Raw genomic sequence first — 14,984 nt, 5'->3', positions numbered from 1 at the left:
TCCGCGCCAGCACACCCCGTGCAGCTGCTGTGGCACACCGCCACACGCTTATCGTGCCACGGCCGGCCGCCGGGGAACAGAGGCCCCGGGCGGGACTATATCCGGCGGTCCGGTGCCCCTGGACGCGGCGGTCCGACGCGGCTAGTTCCGTCGGTAGCAGAGATCGAAAATCATCCGCCCGGCTTCGTGGGCCTTGTTTTCAAAGCTGGTGCGGATGCGGCCTTCGAAGCGCGGAGCCCAGCCGCCCCGTTCGTCGATGCCCTCGTTGGGTCCGGTGTGCTCGGTGCTCACGGGCGCCCGCCCTTCCTTCACCGGGGCGCCGCCCACCAGCGATTCGACGCCGGTCTGCCACACGTGGGTGAGCGGACTCTCGGGGCCGCTGCGCTGGCCGTCGTGCAGGTTCTCGAAGTCTCGGGACCCGGCGAGGACATCGCGGACGTGCACAGCGTAATTGGACCAGTCCGTGGCGATCCGCCACAGGCCGCCCGGCTTCAGCGCCCTGGCGGCGAGCTCGGCGAATTCCGGCTGGATCAGCCGGCGCTTGTGGTGCCTGGACTTGTGCCAGGGGTCGGGGAAGAAAACCCACAGCTCGCTGACCGAGCCGGGCGGCAGCATGGTTGACAGGACCTCCGGAGCGTTCGCTTCCACGACCCGCACGTTGGTCAAGCCACGGCTGTTGATCTTGATCATGGTGTTGGCCAGGCCGGGGGTGTAGACCTCCACGGCGAGGAAGTCCTTGTCCGGGTTTTCCTCTGCGGCGTGGCAGACGGCATCTCCCAAACCTGAGCCGATCTCGACGATCAACGGTGCGTTGCGCCCGAACTCGGCTTCGGCATCAAATGTGTAGTCGGGATGGACCGAGGTGTTGGCCACGTGGCGTGGCACGTCGATGGCCCAGCGGCCGGAGTGCTCCTCCCAGGCCGCCTGGCGGCGCCCTTGCAGGCGGGTTCCGCGGCGAACGAAGCTGACCGGCCGTCCGCCGTAGGTTCCGTAGGAGGCCTGGCTTCCCGGCGTGACGGGCCGGGGCTGGTTCGGATTTTCCGGCGGCTGCGGGGATTCGGGAGATTCGCTCATCCCTTCCAGAGTAGTGGAGCCGGTGAGGGGCACGCTTTCGGACCAAGCTCCACAGGCCGCTGAACCATCGAAATGGCCGCATCGGCCTGTTGTTCGCTAGAAGCCTTGCTGGAGCGTCGGCAGAAGCACAATGATGGCCACTAAACTTCCCGCTACGAGCCCCGCAACGCCAGTCCTGAAGTCCTTGGAACCGCGGGGCGCTCCGCGCACGGCAACAAGGCCAAAAATTAGGGAGAGTAACGTGAATAACACCGGCGCGCCAAAGAAGACAGTGCTTGCGACCCATTCTCTGCCGCTTCTGCCGTGGTCAGGGCGCGTGAACAACGAGACGAACGTCGCCGGCACGGACGTCACCATCATGCTGGGCACGACCGCCGCGGCACACGTGAGACTGGCCACACCCATGCCGGAATTGCTCGGACGCTGGTCGCCATGACCGCACTCCGGTGGCGGGACGCCGGGCTCTGGTGCCTGCGGAAAGCTCAACGGTTCCCCTCCTGGATTCGGCCGGGATGGCTTTTTGGATAGCTAAGTGCCGACCAGATTATGGCTCCGCGGGCACCCGGAGTACCGTGCTTGACCCGTATGTGGATAACCACCGGGTGCAGGTTTCTTGGCACGATCGAGCCCTGGCCCGCTCGGCACCCTGCAAGAATGGGCGGGTGACCGACGCCCAGAACTCACGCAAAGAGGACGCCCGGCCGCCGCGTCCCGCCATCAATGCGGACACCCTCGTTGACGCAGAGGCCGACGACGTTCCCGCTGCCGAACCCACGCAGGTGACGAGTCGCCGGACCCTGGCCTATCTGGGCCTGTGCCTGGTGTTGATCGGGCTGAACCTGCGGACAGTGTTCTCCAGTTTTTCGGCGGTCCTTCCCGAGGTGACCTCAGACGCCGGCCTGCCCGGCTGGGCAGTGGTGGTGCTGACCACCGTCCCGGTCACCCTGCTCGGCGTCTTTGCACCGCTGGCTCCGGTCCTGGCCCGCCGGTTCGGCGCGGAACGGGTCCTGCTGGGTGCGATGGCCGTCCTGGTGGCCGGGCTGCTCCTGCGGCCGGCAGGAATCCCGGGCGCCGGGCACCTGCCGGCACTGTTCGCCGGGACGGCCGCGTGCGGTGCCGCGATTGCGCTGTGCAACGTCCTGCTGCCCGGGCTGGTAAAGCGCGACTTTCCGCACCGGCTGGGCCTGATGGGCGGCCTGTACACCACGGCCATCTGCGCCTCCGCCGCCCTGGGCGCCGGCTTCACCTACCCCGTTTTCAGCGCTACCGGCCAATGGACCTCGGCGCTGTGGTTCTGGGCGGTGCCGGCCGCCGTCGTGCTTTTGCTCTTCCTGCCGGTGGCGGTGCGGCAGCGGCACGGGCACCACACAGCGGTGCGGGACGGCGTTAACGTGTGGCGCTCGGCGGTGGCCTGGCAGGTCACGATCTTCATGGTGCTGCAGGCGATGATGTCCTTCAGCGTTTTTGCCTGGCTCGCGCCGATCCTGCGCGGGCGCGGCGTGGACGGCGGAACGGCCGGGCTGATTGTGTCGGTGTCCATCGTGCTGCAGATGCTGGGCTCGCTGTTCGCGCCTGCGCTCGCGGCCCGGCTCCGCGACCAGCGGGCGATCAACACTGTGGTGGCCCTCATGACCGGTGGCGGCTTTGCCCTGAGCATCTTCGGCCCGCTCCAACTGGTCTGGGTGTGGACGGGCATCCTGGGGCTCGGCCAGGGAAGTCTCACCGCCGTCGCCCTGACGATGATCATGCTCCGGACCCGCGACGGGCACACGGCAGCCCACCTCTCCGGCATGATGCAGGGGGTGGGCTACGGGCTCGGTTCCACCGGCACGCTGCTGGTGGGTCAGCTGCATCAGGGCACGGGCTCGTTTGCGGCGGCGGGGCTCCTGTTCCTGGCTGTGGGAACACTGGCAGCGGTGTTCGGCTACCGGGCTGGCCGGGACAGGTTCATCGGCGGGTAGTGGCCCCATGTAGGTAGCAGCAGAGGGCGTTCTGATCGCTCAGAAAGCCCTCTGCTGCTACCTAGTCGGGAAGGTTAGTGGGTCAGGTCCTTGCCCCTGGTCTCGGGGATGGTGAAGATGAACGCCACGCTAATGACCAGCAGTACCACCGCATAGACGTTGGACAGGCTGGGCATGTGGATGGTGGTGCCCAGCCACTGCTGCAGGTACGGTGCGGTGCCGCCGAAGACTGCCACGCAGATGGAGTATGGCACGCCCACACCCACGGTGCGGATGCTCGTGGGGAACAGCTCGGCGTACACGGCGGGGACGATGGCGGCGCTCGCGGCGATGAAGATGAGCATCACGGACATGCTCACGGCCAGCTGCCAGGCGGAATCCTTGAGCAGCCACGTCATCGGGAAGTGCATCACGGCGGAGCCGATCGCACCGACCCACAGCACCTTCTTGCGGCCGATCCGGTCCGACAGCTTGCCCCACACGGGAAGCGCGGCAATGAAGACGATGTTGCCGATGACGCCGGCCCACAGTGCCTCGCCGCGGTCGATCTTTAGCGCGGTGGTGGCGTAGCTGGGTGCCACCACGCCCCAGATGTAGTAGATCACCGTGAGGCCCACGGTCAGGCCGATCACCTGTCCGGCCTGCTTGCGGTACCGGACAATCTGGGGCCAGAGCGGGGCGCGCTTCTCCGTGGCAGTCTCGCCCTCAAACACGTCCGTCTCGTGCAGCCGGGACCGATGATCAGCGCGTACAGGCCCATCGCGGCGCCGACCAGGAACGGGATGCGCCAGCCCCAGGCGTTCATGACCTCCGTGGACAGTGCCATGTTCAGCACTGCGCCCAACAGCGTTCCAAACAGGATCCCGACCGTGCCGGAAGTGTAGATCAGCGTGGCCCAGAAGCCGCGGTTTTCCCTGGGTGCCATTTCGGAAAGATAGGTTTGCGACGACGGCAGCTCGCCGCCGTGCGCCAGGCCCTGGACCAGCCGGGCCACCAGCAGCATCAGCGACGCGAAGGCCCCGACGCTGGCGAACGTGGGGGCAATACCGATCATCAGGCTGCCCAGGGACGCCAGGCCGACGGCGAGCGTCATGGACGCCTTGCGGCCCACCCGGTCACCGATCCAGCCGAACAGGAAGCCGCCAAAAGGACGGGCGACGAAGCCGACCGCGAAGATCGCCAGCGTGGACAGCACGGCTGAGGCGGGGTCGGACTTGCTGAACAGCTGGCCGGCGATGAAAGGGGTAAAGGTGGCGTAGATGGCCCAGTCGTACCATTCGACGGCGTTGCCGATGCCGGTGCCGATGATGGTCTTGCGGGTCGAGATTCGGCCCGCGCGCAGGGTGTTGATGGTGGCGGTCATGGTTTTCTCCCTGAAGTGGGCGGGCTAGAGGGCCGGAACGGAGGCAGGGACCTGGGCGGCGGCCAGCGCCGCCAGGCGAGAAATGGCGAGTTCCGCGTAGAGCGCGGCACCGTCAGCCAGCACGCCGTCGTCGAACGTTGCGTACGGTGAATGGTTGAACGGGGAAGCGGCGTGGTCCGCATCCTGCGGCACGGCGCTCAGCCCGACGAACGTGCCGGGCACCTCGGCCAGGACCCGGGAGAAGTCCTCGGAGCCGCTGAGCGGCGTGGCCCACCGCGCGAGCCTCGAATCGCCGAACAGGTCGGTGATGATCTTCTCCGCGGTGTGCGTCTCGTCCTGGTCGGTGATGGTGAGGGGGTATTCCTGCTGATAGTCCACATCGACGTCGAGGCCGTGCGCAGCAGCGATGCCCTTGAGCAGCCGCGGCACAGTGTCCATCATCCGCCGGCGGTTCTCCTCGGAGAACGTCCGGATGGTCGCCTCGATGCGGGCCGTTTCCGGGATCACGTTGCGCTTGGTGCCGGCGTGGAGCACCCCGACGGAGAGGACCACGGGATCGAACATGTTGAACTGGCGCGTGACCATCACCTGCAGCGCCGTCACCATCTCGGCGGCGGCCGTCACCGGATCCTTGGCCGAATGCGGGGCGGAGCCGTGGCCGCCCGCGCCGAGCACCGTGACCACCAGGCCGTCGGAGGCGCTGAGCATGACGCCGGGCTTGGTGCAGAACGTCCCGTGCGGCTCGAGGGAGGAAAACACGTGCATGCCGTAGGCCGCGTCCACGCGCCGGCCGGGGGCATCCAGGACGCCTTCGCGGATCATGTAGCTGGCGCCGTCGCAGCCTTCCTCGCCCGGCTGGAACATCAGGACGACGTCGCCCGCCAGCCGGTGCCGCCGCTCGGCGAGGAGGGTGGCCGCACCGGTGAGCATGGAGGTGTGCAGGTCATGGCCGCATGCGTGCATCGCGCCATCGATGGTGGAGGTGAAATCGACGCCGGTCTTCTCCTGCACGGGCAGCCCGTCCATGTCCGCCCGGAGCAGCACCGCCGGAGCGGTGCGGGCAGTCCCGCCGGAAGCACCGCCGTCGGAAGCCCCGCCGCGCAGAACGGCGGTGACCGACGTCGTCTCCTTGCCGAGGGTGATTTCGTACGGGAGGCCCTCCAAGGCCTTCAGCACCTTTTCCTGGGTCCGCGGCAGCTGCAATCCGATTTCGGGTTCGCGGTGCAGGTCGTGGCGGAACCGGGCAAGGTCTTCCTGCATCTGGCGGGCGTCTGCGGCAATCGGCACGTGTTCTCCTCGTTGGTGGTCCGGTGCTGTGGGTCTATTCTGGAGTGGCCTGGTTCACACTCGGCCGAAGTGCTGGAAAAATGCAAATGCCCGGTTCTATATGCAGTATTCGTGCACTACGGCACGGGGAGGGGGACCGTTGGACGTCACCGAGGAGGACCTCGCGCTGATCAACGCCCTGCAGATCGCACCGCGGCTGAGCTGGGCGGACGCCGCGGAGGTCCTGGGCGTGCACGCCACCACGCTGGCCGCGCGGTGGGAGCGACTCACGGCCGCTGGCGCCGCCTGGGTCACGGCGCATCCGATGGGGGATCCGCAAAAGATGTGCCTCGCCTTCGTTGATGTCGAGTGCGAGCTGCACCGCCGGGCTGCAGTCACCCATGCACTGGCCGCGGTGCCCGAGATTGTCACCGTGGAGGAGGCGGCGAGCAACCGGGACCTGACGCTGACGGTCATCACCGGCTCCCTGCAGCACTTCACCGCTGTGGTCTCCAAGCTCCATGCCATCGAAGGGCTGGTCAAATACCAGACGGCGCTTGCCACCCGGCTGCACACCGGCGCCTATGCGTGGCGCATCAACGTCCTCAACCGCAGCCAGATCCAGGCGCTCCGGGCCCTCGCCGGTCCCGAGGCCGCGGCGTCCGCACCCACGGCGGCGGTGAGGGAGCCGCTGCCCGCCAGCCACCTGGCAATCCTGCCGTTCCTGTCGAAGGACGGCCGGGCTACGGCTGCAGACATCGCGAGAGCGCTGGACCGGCACCCGGCCACCGTGCAGCGCCAGCTGAACAGGGTGCTCGCCAGCGGCGTCCTCTCCTTCCGCTGCGAGATCGCGCAAAGGTATTCCGGCTTCCCGGTGACCTGCCACTGGTTCGCCAACGTTCCGCCGGGCCAGCATGAAGCCGCGGCGGAAGAACTCCGTAGCTTCCGGAATGTGCGCCTTAGCGCGTCCACCACCGGGCGCACCAACTTCGTCATCATCATGTGGCTGCAGTCTCTCGCCGATGTCATGACCGCGGAGCTGGCCCTTCAGCAGCGCATCCCGGGCATCGAACTTGTGGAGAGTGTCGTCATGCTGAGAACGGTCAAGCGGGTGGGCTGGATGCTCAACCCCGATTCGACGGCCAGCGGCGATGTTGTTGCGGTGACCACCGGTGCCCCTGAGCTGGTGGGCTGACCATGCACGAATCTGCCCCGCCCGTGTCCGCCCCGCCCGGTGCGGGAATCCTGCAGCGGCCCTACCTTCTGGTGACGGTGGGCGCCTGTGCCCTGGTGTTTCTGGCGGCGTTCGAGTCCCTTGCCGTCACCACCGTCATGCCCGTCGTGAGCCGGGAGCTTGGCGGGGCCGGCCTGTACGCGCTCGCCTTCGCCGGCCCGCTGGCCACCGGCGTGATCGGCATGGTGGGCGCGGGGAACTGGTCCGACCGGCGCGGGCCCGTCGGCCCGCTGTTCGCCTCCGTGGCGGTCTTCGCGCTCGGACTGCTGGTTGCCGGTACGGCCGGCACCATGTGGGCCGTCGTGGCGGGCCGGCTGGTGCAGGGGCTGGGCGGCGGCGCGATGACGGTGGCGCTGTACGTGGTGGTGGCCAGGGTCTATCCCGCGGTCCTGCACCCCAAGATTTTCGCGGCCTTCTCCGCCGCCTGGGTCATTCCGTCCCTCGTGGGGCCGTTCGCGGCCGGGCTTGTGGCGCAGCTGGCCAGCTGGCACTGGGTGTTCCTCGGCGTCGTCGTGCTGGTGCTGCCCGCCTTGGCGATGCTGTTTCCTGCCCTGCGGGGCGTCCGGTCCGGCAACGCGAGCGGGAACGGCAACGCGAACGGGAGCGGCAACGCGAACGGGCAAGCTGCGGCGGGCGCCCCGGCCCCCTGGGCGCTGGGCCGGCTCGCCTGGGCGGCGCTGGCCGCGCTGGCGGTGCTGGGCCTGAACCTGTCCTCAAAGCTTCCGGTGGCCGGACCGCTCCTGGCGGGGGCCGCCGTCGTGATTGCACTGCTGGCCGTGAAGCCGCTGGTGCCGCCCGGAACCCTCACGGCCCGGCGGGGCCTGCCCAGCGTGATCCTGGTCCGCGGACTGGTTGCGGCCGGCTTCTTCGGGGCCGAGGTCTACCTGCCGTACCTGCTGGTGGAGCGCTATGACTTCTCGCCCACCTTCGCCGGCCTCACCCTGACCGGCGGAGCCCTCTCGTGGGCGGCGGCGTCGGGCGTGCAGAGCCGTCTGGGCGGGAGGCTGGGCAGCCGGGCCGCCGTGCGGATCGGCTCGCTGATGGTGCTGCTGGCGATCGCCCTGGCGCTGGGAACGACGGCGCTGGGCTGGCCGGCCGCCGTCGCGGTTGCGGGCTGGGTGCTGGCCGGCGGCGGCATGGGCCTGATGTATCCGCGGCTGAGCGTGATGACGCTGGCGCTTTCCACGCCGGACACCGAGGGCTTCAACAGCTCCGCGATGTCCATTTCCGATTCCCTCGGCGGTGCCCTCTCGCTCGCCGCCACGGGCATCGTGTTCACGGCGTTTACGACGACGGCGGCCTCCTTCGCCGGCGTCTTCGTGCTGACTGCGGTGATCGCCGCAGCCGCGGTCACCATAGCCCCCCGCGTCACCCACTAGACTCTGTCCCGCCGGTGGAGTTTTTGTCCACGTATCGCGACCTAAACCGCCTCGAAGTCGCGATACGTGGACAAAAACTCCATGGGGAAGGGTCAGATGCGGGGGAGCACCTTGTAGTGCAGGTGGGTCACGGCGTCCCCCTGGATCACCGCGGTCTGCTCGAGCTTCACCGGGGCCGCCGCGAGGTTGTCGAAAAACCGGATGCCGTGGCCGAGGATCCACGGTGCGAGGTTCACGCGGATCTCTTCCACGAGTCCGGCGTCGATCGCCTGCCTGATGATGTCCGGCCCGGCCAGGGCCACGTCCTTGTCCCCGGCCAGCGTGGTGGCGGCCCGCACCGCATCCGCGAACCCGGTGGTGATGAAGGTGTACGGGACGCCGTCGCGGGGCCAGCCGTCGGGGACGGAATGGCTGAGCACAACGATGGGGCAGTCGACGGGGTGCCGGCCGCCCCAGCCGTCAGTCAGGTCGAAAATGCGGCGGCCCACGAGCATGGCGCCGGCCGTGGACATGGTGCTGCGCAGGTGCATGGCGCTGGCCTCGGTCACGTGCCAGGTCATGTCCGGTCTGGCGGTGGGGACCTCCACCGGGCCGTTGCTGTACCAGTCGAACAAGCCGTTGACGGAGTCGTCCGGGAGGGCGATGAAGCCGTCCAGGGACATCGTCATCTCGGCGACCAACCTGGCCATCCGTGCTCCTCTCAAGCGGCCGTGTCTCAACCGGCGTCCGCGCTGATCCTCCGGGCTGGAGTTTTTGTCCATATACCGCGGGTTAGGGGGCGTTTAGCGGACGATATCTGGACAAAAACTCCGGATTGGTGGGAGGTGGTTCTAGGTGGGTGGGTGCAGGCGGGTGGCGCGCAGGACGGCGTCGGCGAGCGTGGCCGACTGGCCGTCCGGGCCGGTGGCCTGGCGCTCCCGGCTGGCCGCGACGTCCACGTGCCACCCGGGCGGCGTGATGCCGAGCTCGGCCGCGGCCTGCTCCGCGGTGAAGAACATCCCGGAATTTGCGTGGCCGTCGCCACCGTGCGAGTGGCTTTGTTCCTCGGCGTGGCTGTCCTCGTCCGAGAGGCTCCGCCAGGGCGGCAGGCCGTCCGGATGGTGGCCGACGACCAGCAGCGTCCCGCCCGGCCGCACCGCATCCGCAGCCACCCGGTGCGGCCGCTGCCATGGGGCCTCGGTGGAATGGAGGAACTGGGCGGAGACGAGGTCGAACTGCTCCTCCGGCGCCCACGCGTCAAGGTCGCGCTGCAGCCACGTGATGCGGTTCCCTGCGCCGGAGGCCGCGGCATGCTGCTCGGCCCGTTCAAGCGCGACGGCGGAGACGTCCACCGCTGTCACCGTCCAGCCCTGCTCTGCGAGCCACAGGGCATCCGCACCCTCGCCGCAGCCCAGGTCCAGGGCTGTGCCGGGCTCCAGTCCGGCTGCCTCGGCCACCAGTTGCGGGTTGGGCCTGCCGCTCCACACGCGCGGCCTGCTCCGGTACAAATCGTCCCAATGGCGCGCGGCGCCGTCGTGCCCTTCGTGGTCCATGGGGATTACCCTGCCACAGAATCGAGGGTCCAACTAGGGCAAGTCAGGGGAGCCGGACGACCACGTTTTGCGAGTTGTCGGCGAACACCGGATAGCTCCGCAAGGGGCCGGCTCCGGTGGTGGAGCAGCCTGTCTCCAGCTCAAAAGCATGCTGGTGCAGCGGGCAGATCACCACGACGCGGTCGATGGTGCCGTCGGCGATGGGGCCGCCTTTGTGCGGGCACACGGCGGACACCGCGCGGAAGGAACCGTCCCGGAGGCGGAACACCGCGATCTGTTCGCCGGCTACCCCGTACGCGCGCCCCTCGCCCACCGGGATCTGGTCCACGGGGCCGAGAACATGCAGCCCGGCGCTCATCGGACCGGCACCCGGGGGAGCACCTCGAGTGGGAGCGACGTGCGGAACTGGCCGGGGGTGAGGGGGTCGTCGCGCTCGGCCCAAGGGTCGGCGTAGCTGTCGACGGACCGCTGCATCGCCTCGTCCAGCCCGGCGGCGATCCCCTCGGCGTCATCCACGATGACGGCCCGGAGGTGCTCAATCCCGACGCGCGGCACGAAGGAGTACGTGCGTTCAAGCCAGTTGGCGTGTTCCCGGTAGTACTGCATGAACCGGCCGGCCAGCAGCGTCACGGTCGCGGGATCGTCCACGGTGGCCAGCAGGTCCCCCTTCCGGATGTGGGCACCGGCGGCACCGCCGACATAGATTTCCCAGCGTCCGCCGTCGACCGCCACCACCCCCACGTCCTTGACGAGCGATTCGGCGCAGTTCCGCGGGCAGCCGGATACCGCGAGCTTCAGTTTCGCCGGTGACTCGATGCCCTGGAACCGCGACTCGATCTGGATGCCCAGCTTGGTGGAATCACCCGTGCCGAAGCGGCAGAACTCCTGCCCGACGCAGGTTTTGACGGTCCGGAAGCTCTTGCCGTACGCGTAGCCCGACGGCATGTCCAGGTCCGCCCAGACCTTCGGCAGGTCCTCCTTGGGAACACCCAGCAGGTCGATCCGCTGCCCGCCTGTCAGCTTCACCATGGGGATGTTGTATTTGTCCGCGACGTCGGCGATCCGGCGGAGCTGCTCCGGCGAGGTTACTCCGCCCTTCATTTGCGGCACCACGGAGAAGGTGCCATCGCGCTGGATGTTGGCGTGGACGCGGTCGTTGACGAACCGCGCATCGCGCTCGTCGATGTACTCACCCGCCCACATCATCTTCAGCAGGGACGCCAGCCCCATCTTGGATTTCGCGTCCTCGGCGCCGCCCGGAGCCAGCGCCGCGAACACGGCAGAAACGGACCGCAGGCCCTGCTCCCGGACCGCCGTCATCAGCGCCGCCTTCTCCAGCGGCACGCCGGGAACATAGTAGGCGGCCGCAGGATCCTCCGCCACGGCGCCGTCGGCGGCCCATTCCGCCACCTGCCGGACCAGCAGCTTGCAGGAGCCGCAGCCCTTGCCGGCCCGGGTGGCGTCCATGACGCCGGAGAACGTGGTGCAGCCGCCCCTCACGGTGTCCGTGATCGCCTGCTTGCTGACGCCGTTGCAGTTGCAGACCTGGGCATCGCCGTCGAGTTCGGCCACACCGGCTTCCTCGCCGGGCCCGCCCAGATCGAAGAGCAGCGAGACCCGTTCGTCCGGCAGCAGCAGCCCGCGGTCGAATGCCTGCGTCAGGTAGGCCACCTTGCGGCTGTCCCCGAGCAGCGTTGCGCCCACGATCTTGCTGTCGCGGATCACGATGGACTTGAACACGCCCCTGCTGGGCTCGGAAAACACCACGTGCTCGTCGGTGTCGCGTTCCGGGGCCTGCAGCCCCATGGAAGCGACGTCGACGCCGGCCACCTTGAGTTTCGTGGCGGTGCGGGATCCCAGGTAGACAGAGGAAGGATCTGCCCCGGTGACGTGGTCGGCCAGCACAGCGGCCTGCTCCCACAGCGGTGCCACCAGCCCGTACACCTCGCCGCGGTGCTGGACGCACTCGCCGACGGCGTAGATCTCGTCCTCATCGGGGACGCGCATGTGGTCGTCCACCACGATGGCCCGCTCCACCGGCAGGCCGCTGGTCACCGCCACCTCCACATTGGGGCGGATTCCGGCGGCCACCACCACCAGGTCGCATTCGATCTCCGGCTGGTCCCGCAGCTGGACGCCGCGCACCTTGTCGCCGCCCAGGATGGCAGTGGTCCGGCTGCTCGTGTGGACCCTGATGCCGAGCGCCTCGACGCTGCGGCGCAGGACCGCGCCGCCGTCGGGGCCCATTTGTGCGTTCATCAGGTGCCCGCCGGAATGGACGACGTCGACGCCGACACCGTGGCTTTGCAGGCCGCGTGCGGCTTCCAGCCCCAGCAGTCCGCCGCCGATCACAACGGCGCCGCGGTGGTGGTCCTGCTGGGCGTACGACACCATGCCCTGGGTGTCATCGATGGTCCGGAAAGCGAACACGCCGGGCAGCAGCCGTCCGCCCGGCGTGTGCAGGCCCTCGACGGCGGGCATGAACGAGCGGCTGCCGGTGGCAATGATCAGGACGTCGTACGGCGTCGCCCGGCCGTCGTCGGAGAACACCAGCTTGGCGAAACGATCGATTTTTTCGACCCGGACCCCCGCATGCAGCGTGATGCCGTTCTCCCGGTACCAGTCCAGCGAATTCAGGAAAATTCCGCCGGCGTCCTCGTCGCCGGAGAGGACATGGCTGAGCATGATCCGGTTGTAGTTGCCGTAGGGCTCGTCGCCGAACATGGTGACCCTGTACTGGACAGCGCCGCCGCGGGCCAGGATTTCCTCGACGGCGCGGGCGCCTGCCATCCCGTTGCCGATCACCACGAGCCGGCGCCGGGTGTCACCCGGCGTGCTCCGCCCAGTGCGGCTGGCCAGGGCGGTCATCAGTGCTCCACCATGCCCATGTCGACCACGACGGATCCACTGACCCCCGTGGCCGCCAGCAACCTCAGCTCGATCAGCGAGCCGCCGTCGATGTCTTCCACGACGCGGAGCGGGACGTGGACGTCGCCCCTGGCCGCAATCGGGAAGTACCGCATGGGCACGCCGTCGCGCATCAGGACCACCGTGATCAGTTCCTCGGAGGAGTTGCCGCCGCGGAAATAGAGGGTCTGGTTGATGACGCCGTCCGGGACGAAATGGGAGAGCTGGCTGTGGATGGGCACGGCCTTTTCGAGCCCCGCACCGTCGAACGGGAAGATGCCCTGAAGGAAGATGTTCTTCAAGATCACGGTCAGATCCTTTCGGCGGAGGAACGCTGCGGTCGCTGGCATCAGCCCGGCATGAGTCCATCCTTCGCTGCACGTGTTACATTGCCCGACTGCCTGTGTAATTTCCGCATAACACCTTCCTCACCGTCCGTCGGCCAGGGCATGGAAAAGCCGCGCCGCGGGTCACCTGGGTGCCCCGCGGCGCGGCGTTTTTCGTGCGGAATTAGGAGTTGGCCGCCGTGGGAGCGGAGACGCTGGTGCCCTCGGCCTTCCACTCCTCGATCCGGGCCTGCTGCAGCGGCGTCTGGCGGTTGAAGTACCAGGCGGCGCCCAGCAGCAGGAACCAGACCGGGGCAACCACCAGCGCAAGGCGGGTGTCCTCGGCCTGGGCCAGGGCCACGAGCATGAACACGAAGAAGGCCAGGACCACGTACGGCATGAAGGCCGAACCGGGCATCTTGAAGGCGGATGCCTCGTGGAGTTCCGGCCGCCGGCGACGGAACACGATGTAGCTGATGAGGATCATCGACCAAACGAACATGGTCAGCACCGATGCCACTGAGGTGACGATGGTGAAGGCACCGATCACGGAGTCGCCCGCGTAGAGCAGGACCAGGCCGGCCAGCAGGAAGATGCAGGAGAACAGGAGCGCGTTCTGCGGAACCTTGCGGACGCTGAGCTTGCCGAAGGCCTTCGGCGCGTTGCCGTCCTGCGCGAGGCCGTAGACCATGCGCGAGGTGGAGTAGATGCCGGAGTTGGCGCTGGAAGCAGCTGACGTGAGGACCACGAGGTTGATCACGACGGCGGCAATGCCCAGTCCGGCCAGGGTGAACATGCCGATGAACGGGCTGCTGGCCGGGTCGATGCTGCGCCATGGGTTGACGGCCATGATGACCACCAGCGCGCCCACGTAGAAGAGCAGGACACGGATCGGGATCGAGTTAATGGCCCGGGGAAGGTTCTTTTCCGGGTCCTTGGTCTCGGCAGCCGCGGTGCCTACGAGTTCGATGCCGGCGAAGGCGAAGATGGCGATCTGGAAGCCGAGGATGAAGCCGAACAGGCCGTGCGGGAACATGCCGCCGTCGTTCCACATGTTGGCCAGGTTAGCCACGGCGCCGTTCGGCGAGGTGAAGTTGGTGGCGATCATGACCACGCCGGTGGCGATCAGCGCGAGGATCGCGACCACCTTGATGATGGCGAACCAGAATTCCGCTTCACCGAAGGCCTTGACGCTGGGAAGGTTGAGCAGGATCAGCACCACGGGCGTGATCAGTGCCGGAATCCACAGGGGCGTGCCGGGGGCGAGCTTGTCCACGTAACCGGCGATTGCCACGATGTCCGCCACGCCTGTCACCACCCAGAAGAACCAGTACGACCAGCCGGTGAAGAAGCCTGCCCAGGGACCGAGGATGTCGCCGGCGAAGTCGCTGAAGGACTTGTAGTTCAGGTTTGAAAGCAGGATCTCGCCCATGGCGCGCATGACGAAGAACAGCATGAAGCCGATGATCATGTACACGAAGATGACGGACGGGCCGGCGAGGGAGATCGTCTTGCCGGAACCCATGAACAGTCCGGTGCCGATGGCACCGCCGATGGCCAGGAGCTGGATGTGGCGGTTTCCCAGCCCGCGGGAGAGATGCGCTTCCCTGCCCTGGCCGGGTTCAGCAGGTTCTGTGGACGGTTGAACGGAAATACTGGTGGTGCGTTCAGACATCAAGTCTTCTTCCTTGTCACAGGTGCCGGCACGTGCGGGAACTTGCCGTGCCGGCCGCGTCGGTCCGCCGAAAATGTGACGGAACTAACAGTTGGGATGGTGTTAAGACTACGAGCCGCGGCGGGCTGCCGGGCAGCCGCATCGAATGCCCGGGCCGCGGAGCAGAGGCAGACGGGAGGCCCGCGCTCAGGCGGAGTGCCGAGGCGGAAAAGCGCATTCCCGCTGATAGGCCGGGATTCAGGGCCGCCCCGCAGGAAATTCGCAGCG

12 protein-coding genes and 1 pseudogene are annotated in these 14,984 nt (G+C 67.9%); 4 read left to right on the top strand and 9 right to left on the bottom strand.

Going from position 1 to position 14,984, the window contains the following annotated elements; genetic code table 11:
- Positions 1-141: 141 nt before the first annotated feature.
- The gene (trmB, locus tag AC1DFE_RS14725) at positions 142-1,074 is read right to left on the bottom strand and encodes a tRNA (guanosine(46)-N7)-methyltransferase TrmB (RefSeq protein WP_476906616.1); all 933 of its coding nucleotides are present in this window, start codon (positions 1,072-1,074) and stop codon (positions 142-144) included.
- 241 nt (positions 1,075-1,315) lie between these two features.
- Between trmB and AC1DFE_RS14720 the strand changes: the two genes are divergently transcribed.
- Both AC1DFE_RS14720 and AC1DFE_RS14715 read left to right on the top strand, forming a co-directional pair.
- Positions 1,316-1,510: a hypothetical protein gene (locus AC1DFE_RS14720; RefSeq protein WP_476906615.1), complete on the top strand. Its 195-nt coding sequence runs from the start codon at positions 1,316-1,318 to the stop codon at positions 1,508-1,510.
- Positions 1,511-1,790: 280 nt separating this feature from the next.
- On the top strand, positions 1,791-3,035 hold the full coding sequence (locus AC1DFE_RS14715; protein WP_476906646.1) for an MFS transporter: 1,245 nt from the start codon (positions 1,791-1,793) through the stop codon (positions 3,033-3,035).
- A 74-nt stretch (positions 3,036-3,109) separates the two neighbouring features.
- Here the strand turns inward: AC1DFE_RS14715 and AC1DFE_RS14710 are convergent.
- Positions 3,110-4,398: pseudogene (locus AC1DFE_RS14710) on the bottom strand (MFS transporter).
- 24 nt (positions 4,399-4,422) lie between these two features.
- Positions 4,423-5,685 (bottom strand): M20 metallopeptidase family protein, encoded by a 1,263-nt coding sequence (locus tag AC1DFE_RS14705; protein WP_476906614.1) that lies wholly within the window; start codon positions 5,683-5,685, stop codon positions 4,423-4,425.
- Positions 5,686-5,785: 100 nt separating this feature from the next.
- Here AC1DFE_RS14705 and AC1DFE_RS14700 point away from each other — a divergent pair, with 100 nt between their 5' ends.
- Both AC1DFE_RS14700 and AC1DFE_RS14695 read left to right on the top strand, forming a co-directional pair.
- A complete protein-coding gene (locus tag AC1DFE_RS14700; protein ID WP_476906613.1) occupies positions 5,786-6,859 on the top strand; it encodes an Lrp/AsnC family transcriptional regulator in 1,074 nt (357 codons plus the stop codon).
- A 2-nt stretch (positions 6,860-6,861) separates the two neighbouring features.
- On the top strand, positions 6,862-8,277 hold the full coding sequence (locus AC1DFE_RS14695; RefSeq protein ID WP_476906612.1) for an MFS transporter: 1,416 nt from the start codon (positions 6,862-6,864) through the stop codon (positions 8,275-8,277).
- A gap of 92 nt (positions 8,278-8,369) precedes the next feature.
- Here the strand turns inward: AC1DFE_RS14695 and AC1DFE_RS14690 are convergent, their stop codons facing one another.
- From AC1DFE_RS14690 to cycA, 6 genes are all read right to left on the bottom strand, one after another.
- Entirely contained in the window at positions 8,370-8,966 is a 597-nt protein-coding gene (locus tag AC1DFE_RS14690) for a dihydrofolate reductase family protein (protein ID WP_476906611.1), read from the bottom strand.
- 141 nt (positions 8,967-9,107) lie between these two features.
- On the bottom strand, positions 9,108-9,809 hold the full coding sequence (locus tag AC1DFE_RS14685) for an SAM-dependent methyltransferase (protein WP_476906610.1): 702 nt from the start codon (positions 9,807-9,809) through the stop codon (positions 9,108-9,110).
- A 43-nt stretch (positions 9,810-9,852) separates the two neighbouring features.
- Positions 9,853-10,167, bottom strand: coding sequence for a Rieske (2Fe-2S) protein (locus AC1DFE_RS14680; protein WP_476906609.1), 315 nt, complete (start codon positions 10,165-10,167; stop codon positions 9,853-9,855).
- Complete coding sequence (gene nirB / locus AC1DFE_RS14675) at positions 10,164-12,677, bottom strand: nitrite reductase large subunit NirB (RefSeq protein WP_476906608.1); 2,514 nt, start codon at positions 12,675-12,677, stop codon at positions 10,164-10,166. The genes AC1DFE_RS14680 and nirB overlap by 4 nt, the downstream gene beginning before the upstream one ends.
- Entirely contained in the window at positions 12,677-13,024 is a 348-nt protein-coding gene (locus AC1DFE_RS14670; protein WP_476906607.1) for a molybdopterin oxidoreductase, read from the bottom strand. The genes nirB and AC1DFE_RS14670 overlap by 1 nt, the downstream gene beginning before the upstream one ends.
- 202 nt (positions 13,025-13,226) lie before the next feature.
- Positions 13,227-14,717 (bottom strand): D-serine/D-alanine/glycine transporter, encoded by a 1,491-nt coding sequence (gene cycA / locus AC1DFE_RS14665; RefSeq protein WP_476906606.1) that lies wholly within the window; start codon positions 14,715-14,717, stop codon positions 13,227-13,229.
- Positions 14,718-14,984 lie beyond the last annotated feature (267 nt).

The organism is Arthrobacter sp. 05T423, assembly GCF_056396245.1.
The sequence above is the reverse complement of the archived record's forward strand: the minus strand, read 5'-3'. Positions and strand labels throughout refer to the sequence as shown.

What these genes read in the sequence shown, in the direction of transcription:
- AC1DFE_RS14690 (WP_476906611.1), bottom strand. Translation starts at nt 8,966, where the DNA reads ATGGCCAGGTTGGTCGCCGAGATGACGATGTCCCTGGACGGCTTCATC.
- AC1DFE_RS14695 (WP_476906612.1), top strand. Translation starts at nt 6,862, where the DNA reads ATGCACGAATCTGCCCCGCCCGTGTCCGCCCCGCCCGGTGCGGGAATC.
- AC1DFE_RS14685 (WP_476906610.1), bottom strand. Translation starts at nt 9,809, where the DNA reads ATGGACCACGAAGGGCACGACGGCGCCGCGCGCCATTGGGACGATTTG.
- trmB (WP_476906616.1), bottom strand. Translation starts at nt 1,074, where the DNA reads ATGAGCGAATCTCCCGAATCCCCGCAGCCGCCGGAAAATCCGAACCAG.
- cycA (WP_476906606.1), bottom strand. Translation starts at nt 14,717, where the DNA reads ATGTCTGAACGCACCACCAGTATTTCCGTTCAACCGTCCACAGAACCT.
- AC1DFE_RS14700 (WP_476906613.1), top strand. Translation starts at nt 5,786, where the DNA reads ATGCAGTATTCGTGCACTACGGCACGGGGAGGGGGACCGTTGGACGTC.
- AC1DFE_RS14680 (WP_476906609.1), bottom strand. Translation starts at nt 10,167, where the DNA reads ATGAGCGCCGGGCTGCATGTTCTCGGCCCCGTGGACCAGATCCCGGTG.
- nirB (WP_476906608.1), bottom strand. Translation starts at nt 12,677, where the DNA reads ATGACCGCCCTGGCCAGCCGCACTGGGCGGAGCACGCCGGGTGACACC.